Origin of the sequence: Alistipes sp. D31t1_170403_E11, assembly GCF_015553985.1 — a bacterium.
In the GTDB taxonomy this organism is placed as follows: Bacteria; Bacteroidota; Bacteroidia; order Bacteroidales; family Rikenellaceae; genus Alistipes; species Alistipes montrealensis.
Genome location: NZ_JADNHQ010000001.1, coordinates 133,683 through 156,767 on the forward strand (window position 1 = coordinate 133,683; position 23,085 = coordinate 156,767).

A 23,085-nucleotide genomic window follows, 5' to 3' on the forward strand; every position below is an offset into this window, starting at 1 on the left:
CAAAGTCTATTTTTCAAAGGCCTCAAGCGCCTGCCGGGCTTCTTTTCCGGTCAGTTGCCGCGACCACCCGACACGGCTCCGGGGTGCGGCTCCGGGACCTTCGGAGTGATATTCAGCATAAAATGCAGTCCGCCGGGCCTGCGGTCTGGACCAGTCGTGCCACCCTTCGGGAACAATGTGCGCTCCCAAATAGCACTCAACAAAAACGGTCTGCGCATAATCGCGCCACGGACGGCCCAGCCAGCAGCGCGTAACTCCCTCGGCGGCGGTCAGGCGGCACTCCACGAAAATCAGCCCGCACGGCTGCCCGCGGCAGGTCGAGGCAGCCGTCACGTAGGAATCGGCCTTCGAGCGGATTTCGCAGCGGCGGAACAGGGCCGCGGCCGAACCGAAAATGAAGTCGGTCGTCCCCTCGACATAGCAGTCGTCGAAGCAGATATGCGCATTCTCCGTGACGGTCTGCCCGTCGCGGTTGCCCGCGCCGTAGAGGTAGAGCGTATCCTGGTTACCCAAAAAGCGGCAGCCGATGAAATGCAGGCCGGTCCCGAGGCACTGCACGGCAACGGCCTGCCCCACCGGTCCGGCGGCATTTTCGAACGTCAGGTTGCGCACCGTCCAGCCGTCGCCGCCGAAATAGACGGTCGAAGAGCCGGAAGTACCCAGCGGATGCCCGGTTGCGCCGACTCTCGCGGCGTAGTCGTCCCACGTGACCGTCACGTCGCCGCGCCCTTCCAGAACGACGTTGCGTTTGGACGCAGGGATGGCGATTTTCTCCCGGTAGACACCTCCGCAGACCGTGATACGGGTCGTATCGCGGCAGAAATCGGGAACGGCCGCCACAGCCTCGGCCAGCGTGAAAAAGTCGCCCGAACCATCCTGCGCAACCACGAAGTCGGCGTCGACGAGGCGTCGGCCCAGTTCCGGAACCACTTCCGGAAGCTGCCCGGCGATCATCCGCGCCACAGCGCGCGCTCCGCGCACATTGAGGTGGGTGTTATCCGTACGGCCGTCGGGCCAGCGTGGATTAGTCCCGGGGTCGACCCACATGTAATACGCCTTCGAGCGCTCGTCACCCAGCGACGAAATCCACGCGCGGGTCAACCGCCCGGCGTCGATCAGCGGCGCACGCTCCTCAACGGCCACACGACACACGGCGGCGGCGTAAAGTCCGTGGGTGTCGACGAGCACGCCGTCGGTAAAACGGCGACGGACAATGGGCGTCAGCAACACCGGGATACCACCCTTTTCACGCGTCTCGCACACATAGCGGCGCAGGTTTTCGGCATACTGCTCCGAAGAGGCGTAGCGGGTCGAATCGTTCTGCTTCTGGTCGTTGTGCCCGAACTGGATAAAGACGTAATCGCCCGGCTGCAATTTGTCATAAACGGCCGCCCAGCGCCCTTCGTCGCGGAACGATTTGGTCGAACGTCCGTTCGCAGCGTGGTTCTCCACCCCAACCGACGCGTCGAACAGCGGTTGGAACATGTGTCCCCAGCCCCGCTCGGGATTCTGCTTCGCAAGGTCCTTGGTGGCGCACGTCGAGTCGCCGACGAGGTAGACACGCAGAGTCTGCCCGCAAACAAATGCAGACGACAATATACATAGTATCAACAGGAAAACTCTTTTCATCTCAAGCATCGGTTTAAACGACAGGGCGGGAGGCTGCACAACCTCCCGCCGAATCGGGTCAACTTATTGCAAGGCAGTATAGGAACCGCCCTTCACCTGCGAGGCTGCGATCTCCTTGACCAAATAATGGAAGTAAACTTCGATATTGGAATAGACCTTCTGCGGGTCGAGCGTCGTAGCTGCGGCATCGGAAACGTCTTTCGGATCGAGACCGAGCAGGGTCTCATAGTAGTCGGGAATACCGTCGCCGTCGATGTCGACCGAAGCGCGCGCGACCTGGTCGGAGGTCGCCTTGAGTTCGGGCCAGCCGCCCACGGCGCTCTGCGAATCGATCAAACCGCCCGTCGAGCCGTTGCCGCCGTCCGGGAATGTCGCTTTGCCGCTGCGGGCGTCGGTCTCGGCCCGTTTGTCGACGGCATCGCGGCTGAGCGAGGCTCCGGCGTAAGTCACCACCGACTCGAAAGCCTCGGCGGCCGTATGCGTTGTGGTATAGCAGATCGTCACGTCGCCCGCCTTGATCGGGAGCGGCGCGGAAAGACGCCCGGCCGTGGTCGAGGGATCGTTGCCCTGCGGATGGAAATAAACGCCCGCCCAGTTGTCGGCGTTGATTGCCGACGCATAGCTTCCGGCATGGTAGTTCCCGGACATATAGAGCCGGGGATAAGCCGAACCCACATTCGAATCGGAGTTATGCCAGTAAGCGTCGACGAAATACTTCTTCTCCTTCGAAGCCGGACCCGGTTTGTAATAGTTGTTCACGATATTGAACGAGCCGTCCTCGCCGCCGTAGGTCGAATTGCTGCCCCAGTTGTAGATCACGTTGTTCCGGTAATCGACATTGCCGCGATGCGTCGCGAGGTAGTTCCCGTAAATCCCCGGATGGTCGATGCGGGCGTTGCGGCTGTCGTGGTTGGCCAGCATGTTGTGATGGAACGAAGCGTTCTTGCCGCCCCAGATGCCGCCGTAACCGTGCTCGCCCTTGCCGTGCGCCGATTTACGCAGGCTCTCGGTCAAGAGACACCATTGCATCGTGAAATTCTGATTGGCATAGAACGACGCACACTCGTCGATCGACCACGACATCGAGCAATGGTCGAGGATGATATTCGAATGGTAACGGCCCCAGATGGTGTCCGATCCGTCGGAAAGATTGCCGCCCTTGTTCAGGTCGCCCAGGCGGAAACGCACATAACGGACAATCACATTGTCGGCATCGATCACGACCGTTCCGCCGCTCACGCAGATGCCGTCGCCGGGAGCGGTCTGACCGGCAATGGTCAGGTTTCCGTTTTTGATGCGCAGGTCGCTGAGCAACTCGATCGTACCTGCCACATCGAAGACGATGATGCGTTTGCCCGACGCTTCGGCGGCGGCACGGAACGAGCCCGCGCCCGAATTATTGAGGTTGGTCACATGGTAAACCGTTCCGCCGCGGCCTCCGGTCGTATACATGCCGCCGCCCTCGGCGCCGGGGAAAGCACGCAGCACGCCGTCGTTCTCGTTAGCCAGGGGAAGCCCCAGGTCCACACCCGGATCGACGGGCGCACGGTCGGTCGTAAAGGCGACCGCTTCGGAATAGGACGAATCGTCGCCGTCCTCGCCAGCCACGGCCTTCACGCGGAAACGATAGGTGGTATTGGCCGAAAGTTCCGTAAGGGCGACGGTCGTCCGGGGCGTCTCGCCGCTCCGCAGTGCGGTTTCGGCATCCCCTTCGTAGAGTTCATACGCATAGTTCTCGGCTCCGACAACCGTCGTCCAGGAGAGCGTCGCAGCATTGTCCGATTTCTCGACGAGCCGCGCGGCAGGAGTTCCGAGCATGTCGCCCGAAAAAACCACGAAATCGGAAAATTCCGAGTCCTGCCACTCCACCGAACCGATAGGCGCGGTGGCATGAACGCGGAAACGGTAGGTAACGCCCGACTCCATTTCGAAGCGCTGCGACCCGAGGCGCGTCGTAGCCGACTGCAAGGGCGCGGCAGCGTCGCCGGCATAAAGTTCGAAGGTGAAGCGCACGGCCTCGACGGCCTCGGAGATGCTCCAGCGCACGGTGGCCGTCTGGTTCGAAACCGCTACGGCGACATCGGGCACGGGAAGGGTTTTCACGTCGGGAGCTGCCTCCGTAGAGTCTTCGCCGCAAGCGACGACAAGGGCCAGGATCCCGAACAGCAAAAAGAAATTATTACGAATCATTATCATGGCTTGTTTATTTGATTGCGACATACCGGGCGGCGCCCTTCGACAACGAGGTGTTGGCCCCGGTGATCTGCGGCGAGGAGACCTCGATCGAGCGGTTGCGGCTTCCCGTTACGACAAATGCGCGCTCCAGACCCTCGGGACAAACGAAATCCTCGGCCGAAAGGTTCCGGACGTTGTTGAGCATCAGCGCAGGCCCCTGCTCGGGAATGATCTTCACGTTGCGCAGCACGACATCCGAAGACTCGTTGATCTGCGCACCCGTCGTGGCGTAAATCCGGGTATTTTCCACCGTGACACGCTCGACGTTCATCTCCGGAAGCCCGTTGAAATACATGGCGCGCCGTGCGCCGCGACACCACACGTTCTTAATATGAATATCCCGGAAAGCCGGCGTGGTTTCGTCGACGGGTTTCGGGGCGATGTCCGTAACTTCGGCATCCCCACCCTCGGCAAGCGCCTCGGAGGCCGATTTACCTCCGTAGAAAAGATCGAACAGCAGCGGTTCCTGCAGAATGTTATTCATGGCGATGTCCTCGATCCAGATGTTTTCGACCACCCCGCCGCGTCCGCGCGCGGATTTGAAACGCAGTCCTACGTCGGTTCCCGAAAAGACGCAGTTCGAAACCTTGACGTTCCTGACCCCGCCCGACATCTCGCTGCCGACGACGAATCCGCCGTGGCCATGGAAAACGATGCAGTTGTCGACGAGGATATTCTCACACGGAATCCCGCGATCACGCCCCGCCTGGTCCTTACCGCTCTTGATACAGATGCCGTCGTCACCCACGTCGAAACGCGAATCGGTCAGCACGACATTACGGCACGACTCGATGTCGATGCCGTCGCTGTTCTGCGCATAATCGGGACAACGGACGGTTATATCGTTCACGATCAGATTGGTGCACATTGCCGGATGAATATTCCAACAGGGGGAATTCTGAAAAGTGACGCCCTCCAGCAATACATTTTCACAATGGTGGATGGCAACCATCACCGGCCGCAGGAAATCGTGCATGCGTTCGAAATCGGCACGCGTCTTCGCCCAGGTCGAAACGTTCTGGTCGGCTCCCGACGTGGCCCCGAACTTATAGCTTTCGGAAGGATACCATGTTTTTCCATCGTCGGAGAGGATATCGCCGCTCTTGACCAGGTCCTTCCACTGGCGGGGATTGACCTTGTCCTGCTTCACGGCGCGCCAGGCATCGCCGTTGCCGTCGATCACGCCACGGCCCGTAACGGCCACGTTCTTTACGCCCCGGGCCGAAAGCGGAGACTGGCAGCGCAGCGTATTGAGACCTTCGAAAGTGGTCTCCACGAGCGGGTAAAGCGATTTGTCGCTGCTGAAAACGATGACGGCATTCTGTTCGAGATGCAGCTCGATATTGTCTTTCAGCACGATGGGGCCGGTATACCAGACGCCTTCGGGAACGACCACGCGACCGCCGCCTTTCGCCGTCAGGGCGGCAATGGCATCGGCGAAAGCCGCCGTATTGAGCGTATAGCCGTCGCCCGTACCGCCGAAATCGGCGACGCTGACCGAGTGTGCAGGAATCGCAGGCCGCGCGACCTGCGGCATCTCGAAGGGGAGGTTGCAGGCCGGAGCAGAGGAGCCCGGGGCGTGTGCACGGCATCCTGCGGTCGTTGCCAGGACCGCCGCCACACAAATCGTCACTTGTCTGAGGTTCATAAGAGAGGTAGTTTATTCGTATACGTAAAATTTTCAAAATTTCAGGTATACAAAAGTAAACTGCCTCAGCCTATCGGACAGGGATTTTTTGACGCAAACGATGTACTTTTTTTCAAATCTACTCCATCCGCGAAACAATGACCGGAGTCTGGGCCGAACGCACCGACTCCATCAGCCCCACGACGCGTTCGGTATCGCTGCGGTCTTTCAGCCATTCGCTCTTGCGCCAGATCATTTCGAACACGTAGTCGATCCGTCCGCGGGCATCGGGCGTAAGCTGGAAAAGATAACTGGTCTTGTCGTCGGTCTGCGAGGCGATCTGCTTCCGCGGCACGGCGACGGCCAGCCCGACGTTCTCGCGCTCCCATTTCACGGTGTCGTTCTCGGGAAAATCGCGCCCGAAGGCGGCAATCACATTGTCGTCCTTATACACTTTGTTCTCGGCCATCTTCATCACTCCGGTCGTGAAAACCAATCCCTTGAAATCACCCTCGATGCGGTTTTCGACCTGCACGTCGCCATGTCCGGCATAGAGGATGTAGCGCGAAGTCATCGTGATCTCCCGGCCGCCGTAGCGCCACCCTTCGACCCGCATTTCGACCACCGTGCGGATCGGTCCGTTGACCAGGATACGGGCCTCGCGGCGTTTGAAATCGGTGATATGGATCATTTTTTTCTTTTCGGCATCCCAGCCTTTGAGCGTACCCACGCCCACCGAACCGAAGACGCGCAGGTTATCGTGGCCGTAGCCCCGGGCCAACAGCTCGTCCGAAGGATACCACATCGTCTCGGCCAGTTCGAGCTGCGGACGCTTCTTGCCGTAGGTATCGATGGTCTGCTTGTTATCGAAATAGATGCGGTAAGCGGCGTATTCCGACTCGAAGGCCGGGCCATGGTGGTGCAGTTTGTGGTACATGTCGTTTTTGTCCGAAGCGACACTGTCGACGGCACGCAGGGTTTTGTCGGGATTTTTAAGCCACATCTGGGCATGCACGCGGTCTTTGAAAACCCGTTTGTCCGGGTTCGAAGAGTAAGTTACCTGGAAATTCTGGCTGCCCGAGATCGTCGAGACAAAGACCAGTTCGCCCAGTTCCCGGTCCAGCTGCGAAGGAATCTGGTGAACGCCGCCGAGCGACACGACGGCGCTCTGGGCCCATTGGGGTACATCCCGGATTACGACCGGACATTCGGGACGGCTGCCTGTAACCGTAACGTGGTAAAGGCATTTCTGGGTTTTGGCGCTCAGGCTGCAAACCGCGCCGAGGGCCAGCATCAGCAAAAGAATCCGTTTCATGGCTATTTCAGTTTTTCGATGATTTGTTCCAGTTGTGTGCGGCTCCGGAGGGCCGTTGCAGGCAATTCGCCCGAAAAAGCCCGCAATGCCGCTTCGGGCAGGAGTTCGACACGGGCCTCATCGGCCTGTGAGGCGTCGAGGCCCAAAGTCTCGGCAAAAAAAGCATAGACCGCACGGCGTTTGTCCACGCCGTAATCATGCCGTCCATCCGGAAAGTGGACGTTACGGACCTGCCCGCCGGCATCATAAAAATCCCAGATTCGCCGCAGGAAAGGATATTCCAACACCGGATAGGTCGCCGTCCAGTCGCCGCCGTCGCTGACGGCCAACACAGGACGGGGAGCCATCGCCGCAGCCAGAATTTCCGGCATGCAACTGCCTCCGGCGGCCAGCGTCACCGGACGGCCGCTCTCGCAGGGGCATCCTCCGTCAAAATGCGATACCAGATGGACCACGGGCGCCAGAGCGGCGAACCGTCCGTCGGTCACAGCCAGCAGCAAAGCATGCGTAGCCCCGCCCGAACCGCCCGTCGCGGCCATGCGTGCGGTGTCGATGTCGCGGCGCGAAGCCACGATCCAGTCGGTTACGGCTTTCGCCCACAGCGCCTGCACCTGCATCGAATAAGCGGCCTCATGCGCCTCGCGCCCGACCTGTCGTTCCGATTCGCCCCAGCCGAAGATGTCCATATCGACCGCCACAGCCCCCATGCGGGCGAATGTAGCCATGCGCATCTGCTGGTCGGCGCGGTAGCGCCCGCCCGCCCAATGACCCGAAGGCGAAACGATCAGGGGACGGCGTACCGGAGCATGCGGCCTCCGGCCCCGGGAAATCATCCGCCCGCCCGGAAGCGGCGGCCCGGAGGGCGCATAGACCGTTCCGCAGACATAAAGCCCCGGAAGGGTTTCAAGAGCATAATTTCGGGTCGTATAGCCGTCATGATAAACCTCAGGGCCCAGCACGACATCCGGAACTGCCGCCAGTCCCCGGAGGAACGGGCCGAGGTCCAGGGCCTCGCGCACACCTTCGAGCAGGGCCTCCCGACGCTGTTCCCACGCCGTACGGTCGGCATACTGTTCCAAAAGCCAGGCCAGCAGTTTTTCGCCGTCGGCAGGCGTACGGCGGTAATATTCGTAAGGCTGCACGGTGATCTTCCCTGCACCGCTCCATACCAGATCTAACGGATGCAGCAGGCCGTCCAAGGTCTCCGGAAGCGAATAGGGTCGCACCCGGAAATCGGCGTAAACGATCTGCATCGTATCGGGATCGAAGCGCTTACAGGCAATACGCACGCCGAAACGCTCCCCCACATCCCGCAGGACCTCGCCGAGCGGCCGCACAAAGCGGTTCCCCGGCGCGGGCTGCGCTGCGGCGGATACGGCGGCAAAGCAGCACGCCATATATAATATGCAATGGATACGTTTCAAATCGAGGCCCACGGATTTATGCAAAAATACAAATTTTGACCGCATTTCTTTGTATTTCCCTAAAAAGATTCTATATTTGCACACCCTTTCGGAGTTAACAGCCGTAAGGAGTGCCCGGAGAGGTGGGTGAGTGGCTGAAACCACCGGTTTGCTAAACCGACGTACGGGGCAACCTGTACCACGAGTTCGAATCTCGTCCTCTCCGCAAAAGTCGACAGACAAAATACAGAACCCTGCAAATCAATCGTTTGCAGGGTTTATTTCATCCGATCCAGGAACTGCCTGAAACGAAAATACACACTTATGTCATTCTGGTCACGTCATTTCGGCCCGGACCACAAGCCCCGGATGGGCGGTCTGGAAATATTCAAATACATCGGCCCCGGACTGCTCGTAACGGTGGGATTCATCGACCCCGGCAACTGGGCTTCGAACCTCGCGGCGGGCGCCGAATACGGCTACTCGCTGCTGTGGATGGTGACGCTTTCGACCGTCATGCTGATCGTCCTGCAACACAACGTCGCCCATCTGGGCATCGCCACGGGTCTCTGTCTCTCGGAAGCGGCGGCGGTCCACCTCAAACCCGCATGGTCGCGGCCGTTGCTGGGGTCGGCCATCCTGGCGTCGATCTCCACCTCGCTGGCCGAAATCCTCGGCGGAGCCATCGCCCTGCAAATGCTGTTCGGGGTTCCGGTGCGCATCGGCGCACTGCTGGTCCTCGTGTTCGTCCTCATCATGCTCTTTACGAACAGTTACCGCCTGATCGAGAAATGGATCATCGCGTTCGTTTCGATCATCGGATTGTCGTTTATTTACGAACTGTCGCTCGTGACGATCGACTGGCCGGAGGCGGCCCGCGCCTGGGTGACGCCCTCGTTTCCGAACGGCTCGATGGTCATCATCATGAGCGTTCTGGGCGCGGTGGTCATGCCGCACAACCTGTTCCTCCATTCGGAAGTGATCCAGAGCCGCCAATGGAATCTGAGCGACGACGCGGTTATCCGCAAACAGTTGCGCTACGAATATGCCGACACGATCTTTTCGATGCTGGTCGGCTGGGCGATCAACAGCGCGATGATCCTGCTGGCCGCAGCAACCTTTTTCGCGTCGAAAACGCCTGTGGAAGAGTTGCAGCAGGCCGATTCGCTCCTGACGCCGCTCCTGGGTCCGAGTGCCACGAACATCTTCGCCATCGCCCTGCTGTTCGCGGGCATCTCGTCGACGATCACATCGGGCATGGCCGCAGGTTCGATCTTCGCGGGCATTTTCCGCGAACCCTACGACATCAAGGACAACCACTCGCGCACGGGCGTGATGATTTCGCTCGTCGCGGCGTTCCTCGTCATCCTCGTGATCAGCGACCCGTTCAAAGGACTGATCTACTCGCAGATGCTCCTCAGCATCCAGTTGCCTTTCACCGTATTCCTGCAAGTGCACCTGACCTCCTCGGAGCGCGTGATGGGCAAGTACAAAAACTCCCGTTTCACGAAGTACCTGCTTTATGGCATCGGCGCGGTGGTGACCGTCCTCAACGTGATGCTGCTCGTCAGCCTCTTCCGCTGATCCGGACCGCTGTTGTTGTTGACCCGAGGCGCCAAAAGGGTTTGGAATAGTTATTGTTGACCTCTGTCGGCAATACAAAGTTCCGAACCCCGAGATGTTAAAAGAAGGATTTCTTTTCACGTTCATATCCGCTTTCATGGCGCTGTTCCCGGTCGCGAATCCGGTGGGAGCCGGTTTCCTGGTCAACGGACTGCTGTCGGGACTGAGCGACGCGGATCGGAAGTCGATCATCCGCAAAATCATCATCGACTACCTGCTCGTCGGGATAGGCAGCCTGGCCGTCGGGCATTTCGTACTGATGCTCTTCGGGCTTTCGCTCCCGATCATCCAACTGGGCGGAGGAGTGCTCATCTGCCGCACAGCCCTGCAATGGCTCGGCGATTCGGACTCCGCGGTGAAACCCACCGAGGGCAAGGACATCAACCCGATGCACAAAACCGCCATCGAAACACAAATCTTCTACCCGATCACCTTCCCGATCAGCATCGGGCCGGGCAGCGTCTCGGTCATCCTGACGCTGATGGCCTCGGTCAGCCTGAAAGACGGGTGGGCGCGGGGGCTGCTCTCCTATGCGATCATCGCACTGGTTATCGTACTGATGTGCCTGATACTCTATCTGTTTCTATCGCAGGGAGAACGCATTATCCGTAAAATCGGCAACAGCGGCAGTATCGTCATCAACAAGATGGTCGCCTTCTTTACCTTCTGCGTAGGCGTCCAGATCGTCATGACGGGAATCGCCAAACTGTTCGACCTGCATATCTGATTTACAACCGTAGTGCTTATGGATTCGCAAATTCTGATCACCGACGTTGAGATTTTCAACGGAAAGGAGCCAAAGACCGTTCGCGGGAACGTGCTGATCACGAACAACCTGATCGAAAAAATCACGTCGGGATCCGGCCAGGCCGATCCGGCCGGCGGAGTACAGGTGCTCGACGGAAAAGGACGGTTCCTGATGCCCGGACTGATCGACGCGCACTGGCACGCCTACCTGTGCTGCAACACGATGCAGGACCTGCTGGCATCGGCCCCTTCGTATACCCATCTGGCGGCAGGGCGCGAAGCCGGGGCGACCCTGCTGCGCGGGTTCACGACCATCCGCGACGCAGGCGGCCCGGTCTTCGGACTAAAACGGGCCATCGACACCGGACTGCTGCCGGGACCGCGTATCTACCCCAGCGGCGCCATGCTCTCCCAAACCTCGGGACACGGCGATTTCCGGATGATTTACGACCATTTCCACGGAGGATGCGGGTGTGAAATCGCGCATATCGAACAACTCGGGGCATCGCGTATCGTCGACGGGGCCGACGCCGTAACGGCCGCCACCCGCGAAAACCTGCGGCAGGGGGCTTCGCAGATCAAACTGATGACCGGAGGCGGTGCGGCCTCGCTCTACGATCCTCTGGATGTGACCGAATTCTTCGAAGAGGAGATTCGCGCGGCGGTGCGTGCGGCGGAAGATTGGGGAACCTACGTCATGGTGCACGTCTACAACCCGCGGGGCATCACGCGGGCAATCGCTGCCGGTGTCAAAAGCATCGAGCACGGCCACCTGATCGACGAACCGACAATGGAACTGGTCGCAGGGAACGACATCTGGCTCAGCATGCAGGCATTTGCCGTCGAGGACAATACCTACCCTTCGCCCGTACAACAGGCCAAACATATCCAAATCACCGAAGGAACGGACCGCACTTACAAACTCGCGAAAAAATACGGTGTAAAACTGGCCTGGGGAACGGACCTGCTGTTCAATCCGGCCAACACCAAAAACCAGAACCACGGCATCGTCAAACTGCAAAAATGGTTCACGCCGTTCGAAATCCTGAAAATGGTGACGTTCGACAATGCGCAACTGCTGGCAATGTCCGGGCCGCGGAATCCCTATCCGGGGCGGCTGGGCGTCATCGAAGAGGGGGCATTGGCCGACCTGCTGCTAATAGACGGCTGCCCCCTGCAACAAATCGAACTGTTGGAAAATCCCGCGGAAAAATTCGTGCTAATCGTCAAAAACGGCGTCATCTGCAAAAATATCCTCTGACACGCCCGCAGGTCACTCCATCTCGGTCAGGTGCTTCCAGTAACGGCGGGGCATCATGCGACGCTGCTGGCGCTCGTTGATCCGCTGGGGAATGGCCAGCGCCCGGAAATAGTTTTTCCACAGGAGCTGGAACTGCCGTTCGTCTTCGGCGAGCCATTCGTCGGCGAGTTTGTCGGCGATCATCCCCCGGTCGTCCTCCAGCGTGACGCGCCGCGCCGTATGACCGTCGTAATAGTAGCCGTAGTCGCGCCGCCGGTCGTAGATAAGCCACCGCTGGTCGGCAAACCGGTCGGTAAAATAGTCCAGTCCCAACGGCAGGGCGTTGTGCTCGGGCGTGACGGCAGCGAAATAAGTGCCGTCGGCAGCTTTCTGGAGGCGGACGAACTGCTTGAGGCGCTCCCGCTCGTGGGAGACCTTGAGCGCCAGCTGATAGAGGGATTTCATAGCGGGGTCGGCCTGGTCGGCCATCACACCCCCGCCCTCGTCGAAAACACGGCGCAGGCAGCGCAGCAGCAACAGGTCGCTCTGCGGCTGCTCCCCGTGCCAGGCATAGACGATCATCGAACGGGTGCGGGCGATCAGCCGGCGTTCCAGTCCGCGCCAGACGCGGGCGGCATGCGCCTCGTCGGTCACAACCTCGTGGACACGCTCCGTGAAGAGCGGCTCGGGCTCCCCAGGACCGATCAGCGCTTCGGGAAACGCCCGCAGCGAGTAGGCATCGAAGAGGGCCGACAAAAGCCCGTCGAAAGATTTATCGTATCGGAAAACCAGCATCGCCGTCAGAAAAGGGTTAGTTGCCCCTCGTTATTATCCGTCTTCCGCCGCTGCGGAGCGGTCAGCAGGCGGCGCACCTGCTCCGGACGGAGTTCATTCACGCCCTGCCCCATGGTCAGTTCACGGCAGCAGATGAAATACTGCGCCTTCTTCATCACCACGCCGATCTGCCGCAGCGACTGCTGCGTCAGCGCACGGTAACGGCGCGAGGTGACGATCAGACGGGCCGACTTGACCCCGATGCCCGGCACGCGCAGCAGGGCTTCGTACTCCGCACGGTTCACGTCAACCGGAAAAAACGCGGGATTCCGCAGGGCCCAGGCCAGTTTGGGGTCGATATCCAGATCAAGGCGGGGTGTTTGCTCATTGGCAATTTCGTCGGCCCGAAACCCGTAGAAACGCATCAGCCAGTCGGCCTGATAGAGCCGGTTCTCCCGCACGAGGGGCGCTTTATCGAGCGTCGGCAGCCGTTTGTCGTAGGGATTTACGGGGATGAAGCCCGAATAGTAAACCCGTTTCATCGTCGGCCGGTCATAAAGCGCCGACGAAAGCTGCAGGATGTCGCGGTCGGTTTCATCCGTAACTCCCACGATCATCTGCGTGCTTTGCCCTGCCGGGGCGAAACGGGGTGCATGGCGGAACCGCGTGCGCTCCTCGGCGCTCTGGAGCACCCCCTGCTGGATATAGCTCATCGGGCGGTAGATGCTTTCGTAATTCTTGTCGGGGGCGAGCAGTTGCAGGTTGCGTTCGGTCGGGATCTCGATGTTGACGCTCAGGCGGTCGGCATAACGTCCGGCTTCGGCCACCAACTCGCGGCTGGCGCCGGGAATGCTCTTCAGGTGAATGTATCCGTTAAAGCGGTGGACCGTACGCAGATCGCGTGCGACGCGAACCATGCGCTCCATCGTATAGTCGGGATCACGGACGACGCCCGACGAGAGAAACAGCCCTTCGATGTAGTTGCGGCGGTAGAACTCGATAGTCAGCTCGGTCAGTTCGCCGGGAGTGAACGCGGCGCGCGGAATGTCGTTGCTGCGTCGGTTGATGCAGTAGGCGCAGTCGTAAATGCAAACATTGGTGAGCATGATTTTCAGCAGCGAGACACAGCGTCCGTCGGCCGTGAAGGTGTGGCAGATGCCCCACCCCGCCGTGCTGCCAACGTCGCCCGCACGATGCTTGCGCGTCACACCGCTCGAAGCGCACGAAACGTCGTATTTGGCCGACTCGGCCAGCACCTTGAGTTTTTCGAGCACCGTCTCCTTCATGGCGGCAAGTTATCGTTTTTTTCCGAGAAACCCGAGTTTCCGAAGTTAATTTTTCAGGCTGTTTTCCGATGTCGCTGGGCGTGTGGAAAATAGACCGGAAAATTGTTTTCATTCCACTTTTTCACTATATTTATACGATATATCACCTACCCTAATCTCCGGTCGCCATGAAACGAATCGTCACATTAGCCGCTCTCCTGTCCTCAACCTGCATTTCCGGATTCTGTCAGCAGAAAGAACCGGAATACGAAGCGTACAAAACCGAATACGCAACAGACAGCACCGGGAAATCAGTTCCCGTGGAGAATCCGGAATACTACCGCATACGGGCAAAGGACGGCTCGTCCTGGGGTTTTAAAAAAAAGACCGGGGAATTTGCGATCCCCCTCGGCAAATACAAATTCATGAATACCATCGACAATCGGGGAATGATTCTGGCCCATAAAAAAGGAGGCAAAAAGGGCTACATTGATATTACCGAAAAAGTGCTTATTCCGTTCGTCTATGATGAGATCGGGGTCTTTTCCAAATGCCAGGCGAAGGACCTGGCTCCGGTCATTATCGACAAGAAACAAGGATTCATCAACCGGAAAGGCGAAGTCATTATTCCCCTAGAATACGACGCCCAATCGCGCGTTGCATATTTTTACGAACCCGGAGTGGCTATATTGACGAAGAACGGCAGGGCCGGAGCCATCGGTCCCGAAAACAATATTATCGTTCCATTCGAATACGACGAGGTCAAACGGTCTGACAACAGGGATTGTCTGATCGCTCGAAAAGGCGATAGCTGGATTATTTTTTCGACCGAAGGAAAACAGTTGTCCGATTACAGCAACCATACGATCGTCGAAGCTCCGTTCGGCTCCCTTCCGGCCGACAGCAAGGGACTTCCGATGCTGATTGCCGAAAACGGCTACGAGAAAATCCGGAACAGGCTACAAAGCAATATAGAATACATGAACGGCTCCCGACGGGTCAAAGACTCGTTAAAAATGCTTGCCAAGTTGAAATATGCTTATATCGACAGTACGGCCCGCGCAATCGTCCCCTTCGGCGTTTACGATTACGCCGAACCTTTCGGGTTGGGACGCAAGGCAATCGTCGTGAAGGATGGAAAATACGGGTTAATCGACGAATATGGCAAAACCGTCCTCCCCAATAGCTACGATTATCTGGAACGGCCAATGAAATATTCGCATTTCGCCGACATCTACGTAGCGACCCGGGGAAATGAGATCACGCTATTCGATAAGGATGCGAATGTGTTTCCCATAAAAGGAATTACATCCTACTCCAACATAGACGGTCTATTAATCGCAGCAGATACACAAAACAAAACAGGAGTTATAAATTACCAGGGCAAACAGACGATTCCGTTCCTGTACGACACACTATACAGTTGCAAATATGGTGGATTCATTGCCAAAAAGGATGCCCTTTACGGATACATATCACCTAAAAACGAAATCATCCATTCTTTTGATTATCGGTATATTTACCGGCTGAAAGCGGGTATGGCCTACATCAACAGCGAAGGAAAGGTCGGGCTCTACGATCATAAAAACCGACTGATCATCCCGTTCGAATACGATATGATCTACGACTCGTATTATGGCCAAAAGGGGAAAGACCGGTATATCGTCCAGAAAGAGGGGAAAGTAGGCACTGTTGACAGCGACAACGAAGTGGTTATTCCGATCCTATACGACGGACTGTCCGGATGGGTCGAGTATGGTCCCAAAGGACATTTCGTCAAAAAAGACGGCAAATACGGACTGATCTCACCCGAAGGTAAAACGATCGTACCAATCGAATACGACTATGTGGGGCTGCCCGTCAAGGGCGTCATCGTTGTCCGCAAAGCAGGAAAATACGGGGCCATATCTTGGAATAACAGGGTAATCCTGCCGTGCATCTACGACAAATTGATCGACGATATCAGTTTTTGGAGTTTTGATTTTGGAGAGAAGCACGAAGACAAACTGGTGGCCCTGAAAGATGGAATATGGAGTTATTTCGACCCGACAGGTAAACTTATCCGCACGAACGTGCCGAAAGAGGAAATCCAAAAATATTACCAATATATCTTCGACTGGGGCGAACCGTCCAACGAGAGTCCAGACTTCAACATGATACAGGCAGGCGGTCTTGTGTGGGAAGATATGCAATAAAAAAACGGGGCGGTAAAAACCGCCCCGCTCCGTATGGTATGGGGAGAAGACTTCCCCTGAGTCCGTTCTGAAATAATCCGGAGATTAGTACCGGTTGCGACCGTAGCCGCCGCCGTTGCCGCCGTAGCCACCGCCACGGTTGCCGCCGCCGTAACCGCCTCCACGGTTGCCACCGCCGCGATTGCCGCCGAAGCTGCCCGAAGGACGCTCCTCACGGGGACGAGCCACGTTAACCGTGATCGTCTGACCCTCGAAGTTGGTTCCGTTGAGCTGGTCGATGGCCTTCTGACCCTCTTCCTCATTGGGCATCTCGACGAAGCCGAAACCGCGCGAACGGCCCGTCTCCCGGTCGGTAATAACGTTAGCCGACGCGACTTCGCCGAACTGCATGAATAAATTTCCTAAGCTCTCACTGCTCGTGCCCCAGCTCAGATGCGAAACATAAATGTTCATTCTCTTGATAAGTTAATTAAAAAAGTGTTATTTGTTAATGATAGCTATTCGTACTGCATTCATTCCCCGCGTACCGCGTTCGAGTTCGAACGTTACCTTGTCTCCCTCGGCAATACCTGCCGGGGCATTGGTAATATGGAAAAAGTATTTCTCGGAACCGGCGGCATCCTTGATAAAGCCGTAGCCTTTGGATGCGGTGAAATATTCCACCCGGCCGCTCATCGGTTCTTCTTCCTCGATTTCCGACTGTCTCGGTACGGAAACTTCGATCAGCGAAGCGTCGATCTCCTCCTTGGGTTTCACGTCCTGCGGGGTTGTGTGAAGAACGCCGTTTTCATCGACATACGCCAGCATGTCCTCGAAACTGCGGCTCCCGCCGCTCAGACGCTCCTCTTTTTTCTTCTGCTTGTCCTGACGTTTGGTCTGCTTTAATTTCTCTCTTTCTCTTTTTCCCGATGTAATTCGTTTGGCCATTTATCAATTTAATTTTTTGCATTACCGAAGCGCACGCAAACGTACTGCTCCCAACAAAAGAGCAAGCTAATGAGGTCGATTTTGAGAATGGGGGAAACCACGGTGGACTGCGGGATCAAACACCTACAAGAAAGATTCAGAACAAAACTCGATTGTTTGGCAGCAAAGATACATATATTATTCCAGATTTCCTATTTTTCTGATTTTTATCTCGATTACAATGTCATTTCACCGCCCGGAAGCCGCCTGGCGGCCTGCATTTCAAATTCGTTTCAGATTTAGGCCCCAACTTTGCATCACCGTTTCCCGGACTCCGCATATTTTTTGTACTTTTGTACGGGACGTAACCGAAAGAGAATTAACAGACAGAAATGATGAGAAAATTAACGGTCCTGCTCCTGCTGACAACCTGCTGGTCGTTGGCCGCAGCCCAGGAGGCGACACAACCCCAGACGACGCAAAAGCGCAAACCCCGCACCGAAATCTTCGCCGCCGATTCGACCGGCGAGTTGTTGGCGCAACTGCGCAACATGCCCAATATCGAGATCGGCAAGGGTATCACCTTCCGCCCCAAAAACGACTGGTTCGAACTGACGATGCGTTTCCGCATGCAAAACCTGCTGGCGCTGTCGTTCGACGACGATTTCACGCTCACCAAGACCGAAGCCCGCGTGAAACGGCTCCGGCTGCGCTTCGACGGATATATCTACTCGCCCAAACTGGTCTACTCGGTCCAGTTGGGCTTCACCTCCTACGACACCGAACCGCTGCCCGACGGCAGCATGAACATCGTGCGCGACGCCATCGTCTACTACGTGCCCAACGCCACCTGGAATATCGGGTTCGGACAGACCAAGATCAAGGCCAACCGGGCGCGGATCAACTCGTCGAGCGCCTTACAGTTCGTCGACCGCAGTATCGTCAACAGCGAGTTCAACCTCGACCGCGATTTCGGATTCTTCGGTGAATACAACATGCGCCAGAGCGAAGGTTTCAACCTCTCGGCCAAAGGCTCCGTCACGCTGGGCGAAGGCCGCAACTGGGGCAGTTCCCCGAACGGTGGCCTGGCTTACACGGGACGCCTGGAACTCTATCCGCTGGGACGTTTTAAATCGAAGGGCGATGTCATCGAAGGCGATTACGAATACGAAGAGCAGCCTAAAATACTGCTCGCCGGGGCCTACTCCTACAACCACAAAGCTTCGCGGCTGAAGGGCCAGCGGGGCGGCCTGATGCCCGACGACGCAACGCGCAACCTCGGCTCCTACTTCGTCGATTTCATCCTCGAATACCGGGGATTCGCCTTCTATACCGATTTCATGGGCCGCTCGTGCAGCGAACCGCTGTTCGATCCCGAAAGCAACGCCTTTGTATATAAGGGGCAAGGCCTCAACCTACAGGCCAGCTACCTGTTCAACCGCAAATGGGAAGTCGCCCTGCGCAACTCGACGCTCTTCCCCGACAGCGAGGTACAGCCGTTCGCGGGATATAAAAACTGGAACCAGACGACGCTGGGCGTCACGCGTTACATCATCGGCCACAGCCTCAAAGTGCAGGCCGACATGTCGTACAACAGCCGCAGCCAATCGCTGAACCCCAACTACAACCGCTGGGAAATGCGGTTCCAGTTGGAACTGGGGCTTTGATAAAAGAATCCCGGACTTTCGGTCCGGGATTTTTATTTTACAGGATTTTCAAGGCGATTTGCGCGCAGGCTTCGGCGTCGGCCAGGGCGTGGTGGTGGTTTTCGAGTTCGAAACCGCAGGCGGCGGAGACGGTATGCAACTGGTGGTTGGGCAGGCGGCTCCCGAAAGTGCGGCGCGAAGCGCGGCAGGTGCAGTAGAACGTATAACCGGGATATGGCATGCCGTAAAGATCGAACACGGCGCGCAGGCAGCCCTCGTCGAAAGGCGAGTTGTGGGCCACGAGCGGCAGCCCCGCGATACGGGGTTCGACCTCGTGCCACACCGACGCGAAATCGGGCGCTTCAACCGTATCTTCATAAGTCAGGCCGTGAATAGCCGTCGTAAAACGGCTGTAAAAATTGGGCCGGGGACGGATCAGGCGGTAAAACGTATCGACCACCTCGCCGCCGCGCACGACGACGACGCCCACCGAGCAGACGCTCGTGCGTTGACCGTTGGCAGTTTCGAAGTCTATGGCTGCAAAATCTTTCATCGTTTCAGTATATGCGTCCTGCAAATATACGCATTTCCGCGTCGGGACGTACATCCCGAACGAAAAAAAGCTCCGCCTATTGCAGACGGAGCCGGATGAAGTTCAGGATAGGATAGTCAGGTGGCGAGGTCAACCGCCATGGTTCACGCTGCAAAACTACCCCGCCGCCGTTTCACCCGTACGACGGTCCCGTGACAATAAAACGAACGAACCGTTGCAAACGGGTTACAACGGTGCGTCCGGATCTTCAGGCAGGATCGCTACCAGTTCTCGCCGCCGATGGCTGCCCAGTCCTCGACCTGCGCCCGGGCGGCCCACGCCTCCCATTCGGCAGCCAGTTCCCGCACCAGTTCGGGATGCTGCGCCGCCAAATCGCGGGTCTCGGTGCGGTCCGTTTCGAGGTCGTAGAGTTCCCATGCGCCGCCCGACGGATAGGCGCGCAGCGTACGCCAACTGCCCGGATATTCGGCGACGAGTTTCCACCGTCCGCGCCGGACAGCCTTGTTGCCCTCGTGCTCCCAGAACATCGTGCGAGTCGTGTCGATACGGTTTTCGCGGAACGTCGCAGCGAAACTCCGGCCCTCGGCCGGAATGGTTTTCAGGCCTCGGATCGAATCGGGATATTCGCCGCCGGCCAGTTCGAGGAATGTGGGCATAAAATCGGCGATACCGAAAACGCCGTCGCGGAAAGCGCCTTTGTCGGTGATTTTTCCGCCCCATGAGACGATCATCGGAGCGCAGATGCCGCCTTCGTGAATCCAGCTCTTGTAACGGCGGAACGGCGTGCCGCAGAGGTGCGCCCACTGGGGCCCGTAGCTGCCGTAGGTGTCGTCGGGACCGAGCGCCAGGCCCGGGATGTCGCCCGCGTGCACGGGGCGTCCGTCACGCGTCCGGACGGGAATCATCCGGTCGCCCCAATGTTTTCCGGTACGTTCGACCGTATTGTGCAGATGCCCTTCGTTCGAAGCGCCGTTATCCGACAGGAAGACGATCAGCGTGTTGTCGAGCAAGCCGCGGCGGCGCAGGTCGCCGACGATCTCGCCCACGCCGGCATCCATCTGTTCGACCATCGCGGCGTAGACCTCCATGCGCATCTGCTGCCACTCCTTCTCGGTCTCGTCGGCCCAGTCGTAGCATTGTTCGTCTTTTGAAGGCAGCACGGCGTCGGCAGGGAGGACGCCCATGCGCTTCATCCGCTCGAAACGCTGCATGCGCAGCGAATCCCAGCCCGCTGCAAAACGTCCCTTGTATTTTTCGATGTATTCGGGACGGGCGTGCAGCGGATAATGGGGCGCGGTGTAGGCCACATAGAGAAAAAACGGATTGTCCTCCCCGGCCATCTCCCCGATAAACTGCCGGGCGCGGTCGGTGATGGCCTCCGTATAATAATAGTCGCCTTCGGCGCGGATCGGGGTGTTGCCGTCGAACAGGCACTTGGGATCCCAGAAACTGCCGTGCCCGCTCAGCGTGCCGTAAAAGCGTTCGAAACCGCGCTGCATGGGCCACTGCGAAGTGTCGCCCGCAGGATCGGTATTGTTCGTAACATGCCATTTGCCCGACATGGCCGTCTGGTAACCGCTCGCACGAAGCGCCTCGGCCAGTGTCACGGAGTTCGGGGCCAGCGTACCGCGGTAACCCGGATAGCCCCGGTCGGCGACCATGTGGCCGACGCCCGCAAGGTGGGGCGTAAGGCCCGTAAGCAGGCTCGCCCGCGAAGGACAACTGCGCGCCGTGTTGTAAAACTGGCGGTAACGAAGGCCGTTGGCGGCCAGCGAATCGAGGTTGGGAGTCGAAATCTCACCCCCGAAACAGCCCAGGTCGCTGAACCCCAGGTCGTCGGCAAGAATCAGCACGATGTTGGGCCGTTCGTCGGCAGGGGCCTTTTCAGCGCAGGCCGTGAGCGTCGCAACTCCCGTCACGGCGGCGCCTGCAAGGCAGAATTTTTCCAATGCGTTCGGTTTCATGTTGTAGGTCGGTTAGTCCGGAAAGTGATATTGAATCCTGTATCCGGTCGATTAATCTTATTTGTCTGACAAATATAAGCGTTTTTTCAGGAAAAACAAAAAAACAGACAGTTTATCAACATCTCATATAGCCGGGACAGACAATATAACCCGGCAGACAGGAGGCCGCAGGCCGGGGAAACCGCCGGCCGGAAGGGAATATCCGGCTGACAGAAGCGAAATGGCCTGCCGAAACGACACGGCCGGGAAAACGGGCGAATGCCTGGAATCAGCCCCTCGCCGGTTCGGCCGCACCGCCCCCGAGGCCGATCGACTGCACGCACTGTTCGAAATCGCCCTCTGCGACGAGCGAGCGCAGCCGCGTGCGCGAACGGTAGCTGTACACCGTATTGACCGAACAATGCAGCAGTGCGGCAATCGTCGCCGTGTCGGTAATGCCCAGCCGGACCAGGGCGAAGATGCGCAGTTCCGTCGTGAGGCTTCCCGCACGGCGGACTTCGACACGGGCATCCTCCGCGAGCAGGCGGTTGAACTCCCCGATAAACGAAGGGAAAAGCCCCAGGAAGGTGGTGTCGAAATTGTGGTAGAATTCCTTCAGTTCGTCGCTCCGGACATCGGTTCCGGCATACTCGCGCCGCAGTTCGTCGGAACGTCCGTCGCGCAGCATTTTACCGACATAGCGATAGGTGTCGGCCAGTTTGTAGATATATTCGGAGATCGTCTTAAGGAAGCCGCCGATATAGACCTCCTTGATACGGTTGGCGTCGGCGATGCGGATGTTCTGCCGGCTCAGGTCGGCATTGGTCTCGCGCAGGCTGGCGGCCAGTTCGGCCAGTTTTACGTTCGACTCGCGCAGGGTTTGCTGCACGGCGTTGAGCCGCCGGTTCTGGCGCAGGACGAACAGCACGCCCCCGATTGCCGAAAGGGCGAAAAGGAAAGCGAAAAGGGTCAGCACGACATACATCGTGCGTACCCGGGCATTGCGCTCGCTGTACGCCTGTTCGATCTGCGGCAGGATCGCCATATCGCGCCACGAACGGATGGGCGAATTGTAGGCCTGCGTATCGTTGATCGCAACGCGGATGCACCGCATCGCCCGCCCGGCATCGCCGCGGCGCAGCAACTCTTCGGCCACTGCGCCCAAGGCGCCGTAATCGCGGACCGCCCCCCGCACATCGGCCATGGCGGCACGTACGAGCCACTCGAAGCGCGCCGCCTCGTCGCCCCGGTACTTTTCGCTTTCCGATTTGTAAAATGCCGCGCGGGCATAGTCGTGCGACGCAGGCGGAACACATGCCAACGCACTGTCGCACGCCGCAACGGCACGGTCGTAATCGCCCTCGTCCACAGCGACGAGGTAAGCGAAGTAGAAACGTTTCGAAACAGCGTCAGTGGTCTCCAGCGCACGGCGGGCATAATAGTCCTCGCAGGCCCGGAACCGGTCGCGCTGGGGCCCCGGTTCGCTCTGGCTGCGGCACTCGCGGTTCTGGCGGTGCTGCGCGGCATAGTAAGCCGCCTGCGTCGCACGGCTCATATGCAGCGTATCGATGATGCCCGCAAGCACCCGGTCGGCTTCGAGGAAGCGGCCGTTCATGCTGTAACACATCGCCATGACGGACTTGGCACGGATCGTCAGGTCGGCATCCCCGGCCTTCTCGGCCAGCGCGATGCTGCGGCGCAGGTAACCGATCGTCGAATCGCTCTGGTAGGCGAAATAACGTTCGGCGATCTCCGCCGTGACGGCATAACGCTCCCGAAAGCCGAGCGCATCGTTCCGCAGCAGGAGTTTGAGCGAATCGAGGCGCGTCTCGTGCCGAAGCAGGAACTCCTCCCGGCGGTCGAGCAGGCCGTCCAGGCGGCGAAGCAGCGTATGTATATCCGAAGGTTCCCCGGCACGGACACCGGACACGGTGAGAAAAACGACAAAAAGAGCAAGCAGTTTTTTCATTTCAAACGGCAGATT

At 58.3% G+C, this 23,085-nt stretch carries 17 protein-coding genes and 1 tRNA gene; 6 read left to right on the forward strand and 12 right to left on the reverse strand.

Going from position 1 to position 23,085, the window contains the following annotated elements; all coding sequences use genetic code 11:
• Positions 1 to 6: 6 nt before the first annotated feature.
• The 5 genes from I2E69_RS00545 to I2E69_RS00565 all read right to left on the reverse strand — a co-directional run bounded on the left by I2E69_RS00545 (position 7) and on the right by I2E69_RS00565 (position 8,230).
• Complete coding sequence (locus I2E69_RS00545; RefSeq protein WP_195458205.1) at positions 7 to 1,629, reverse strand: pectinesterase family protein; 1,623 nt, start codon at positions 1,627 to 1,629, stop codon at positions 7 to 9.
• Positions 1,630 to 1,692: 63 nt separating this feature from the next.
• On the reverse strand, positions 1,693 to 3,819 hold the full coding sequence (locus I2E69_RS00550; protein ID WP_229095300.1) for a fibronectin type III domain-containing protein: 2,127 nt from the start codon (positions 3,817 to 3,819) through the stop codon (positions 1,693 to 1,695).
• A gap of 13 nt (positions 3,820 to 3,832) precedes the next feature.
• Positions 3,833 to 5,512 carry a glycoside hydrolase family 28 protein gene (locus tag I2E69_RS00555; RefSeq protein ID WP_195458206.1) on the reverse strand — a complete coding sequence of 560 codons (1,680 nt, stop codon included), beginning with the start codon at positions 5,510 to 5,512 and terminating at the stop codon, positions 3,833 to 3,835.
• A gap of 118 nt (positions 5,513 to 5,630) precedes the next feature.
• Positions 5,631 to 6,806, reverse strand: a complete 1,176-nt coding sequence (locus tag I2E69_RS00560; RefSeq protein WP_195458207.1) for a DUF4861 family protein — start codon at positions 6,804 to 6,806, stop codon at positions 5,631 to 5,633.
• A gap of 2 nt (positions 6,807 to 6,808) precedes the next feature.
• Positions 6,809 to 8,230 (reverse strand): alpha/beta hydrolase family protein, encoded by a 1,422-nt coding sequence (locus I2E69_RS00565; RefSeq protein ID WP_229095302.1) that lies wholly within the window; start codon positions 8,228 to 8,230, stop codon positions 6,809 to 6,811.
• Between the two features lie 116 nt (positions 8,231 to 8,346).
• Between I2E69_RS00565 and I2E69_RS00570 the strand changes: the two genes are divergently transcribed.
• The 4 genes from I2E69_RS00570 (at position 8,347) to I2E69_RS00585 (ending at position 11,840) form a co-directional block, all read left to right on the forward strand.
• Positions 8,347 to 8,435: transfer RNA gene (locus I2E69_RS00570), tRNA-Ser, on the forward strand.
• A 98-nt stretch (positions 8,436 to 8,533) separates the two neighbouring features.
• Positions 8,534 to 9,793, forward strand: a complete 1,260-nt coding sequence (locus tag I2E69_RS00575; protein WP_195458209.1) for an Nramp family divalent metal transporter — start codon at positions 8,534 to 8,536, stop codon at positions 9,791 to 9,793.
• 94 nt (positions 9,794 to 9,887) lie between these two features.
• Positions 9,888 to 10,559 carry a MarC family protein gene (locus I2E69_RS00580; RefSeq protein ID WP_195458210.1) on the forward strand — a complete coding sequence of 224 codons (672 nt, stop codon included), beginning with the start codon at positions 9,888 to 9,890 and terminating at the stop codon, positions 10,557 to 10,559.
• Between the two features lie 18 nt (positions 10,560 to 10,577).
• A complete protein-coding gene (locus I2E69_RS00585; protein ID WP_195458211.1) occupies positions 10,578 to 11,840 on the forward strand; it encodes a metal-dependent hydrolase family protein in 1,263 nt (420 codons plus the stop codon).
• Between the two features lie 12 nt (positions 11,841 to 11,852).
• On the opposite strand, the gene I2E69_RS00590 is transcribed toward I2E69_RS00585, so the two are convergent.
• Complete coding sequence (locus tag I2E69_RS00590; protein ID WP_195458212.1) at positions 11,853 to 12,614, reverse strand: TIGR03915 family putative DNA repair protein; 762 nt, start codon at positions 12,612 to 12,614, stop codon at positions 11,853 to 11,855.
• Between the two features lie 5 nt (positions 12,615 to 12,619).
• Positions 12,620 to 13,879, reverse strand: coding sequence for a putative DNA modification/repair radical SAM protein (locus I2E69_RS00595; RefSeq protein WP_195458213.1), 1,260 nt, complete (start codon positions 13,877 to 13,879; stop codon positions 12,620 to 12,622).
• A gap of 167 nt (positions 13,880 to 14,046) precedes the next feature.
• Between I2E69_RS00595 and I2E69_RS00600 the strand changes: the two genes are divergently transcribed.
• On the forward strand, positions 14,047 to 16,053 hold the full coding sequence (locus I2E69_RS00600; protein ID WP_195458214.1) for a WG repeat-containing protein: 2,007 nt from the start codon (positions 14,047 to 14,049) through the stop codon (positions 16,051 to 16,053).
• Between the two features lie 84 nt (positions 16,054 to 16,137).
• Here the strand turns inward: I2E69_RS00600 and I2E69_RS00605 are convergent, their stop codons facing one another.
• Entirely contained in the window at positions 16,138 to 16,506 is a 369-nt protein-coding gene (locus tag I2E69_RS00605; RefSeq protein ID WP_195458215.1) for an RNA recognition motif domain-containing protein, read from the reverse strand.
• A gap of 27 nt (positions 16,507 to 16,533) precedes the next feature.
• Entirely contained in the window at positions 16,534 to 16,980 is a 447-nt protein-coding gene (locus I2E69_RS00610) for a cold-shock protein (RefSeq protein ID WP_195458216.1), read from the reverse strand.
• A 374-nt stretch (positions 16,981 to 17,354) separates the two neighbouring features.
• Between I2E69_RS00610 and I2E69_RS00615 the strand changes: the two genes are divergently transcribed.
• Positions 17,355 to 18,626 (forward strand): porin, encoded by a 1,272-nt coding sequence (locus I2E69_RS00615; RefSeq protein WP_195458755.1) that lies wholly within the window; start codon positions 17,355 to 17,357, stop codon positions 18,624 to 18,626.
• 37 nt (positions 18,627 to 18,663) lie between these two features.
• Here I2E69_RS00615 and I2E69_RS00620 read toward each other — a convergent pair whose 3' ends face one another.
• The 3 genes from I2E69_RS00620 to I2E69_RS00630 form a co-directional block, all read right to left on the reverse strand.
• Entirely contained in the window at positions 18,664 to 19,158 is a 495-nt protein-coding gene (locus I2E69_RS00620; RefSeq protein ID WP_195458217.1) for a 3'-5' exonuclease, read from the reverse strand.
• Positions 19,159 to 19,418: 260 nt separating this feature from the next.
• A complete protein-coding gene (locus tag I2E69_RS00625) occupies positions 19,419 to 21,122 on the reverse strand; it encodes an arylsulfatase (protein WP_195458218.1) in 1,704 nt (567 codons plus the stop codon).
• 268 nt (positions 21,123 to 21,390) lie between these two features.
• Positions 21,391 to 23,070, reverse strand: coding sequence for a DUF6377 domain-containing protein (locus I2E69_RS00630; RefSeq protein ID WP_195458219.1), 1,680 nt, complete (start codon positions 23,068 to 23,070; stop codon positions 21,391 to 21,393).
• Between the last annotated feature and the right edge of the window lie 15 nt (positions 23,071 to 23,085).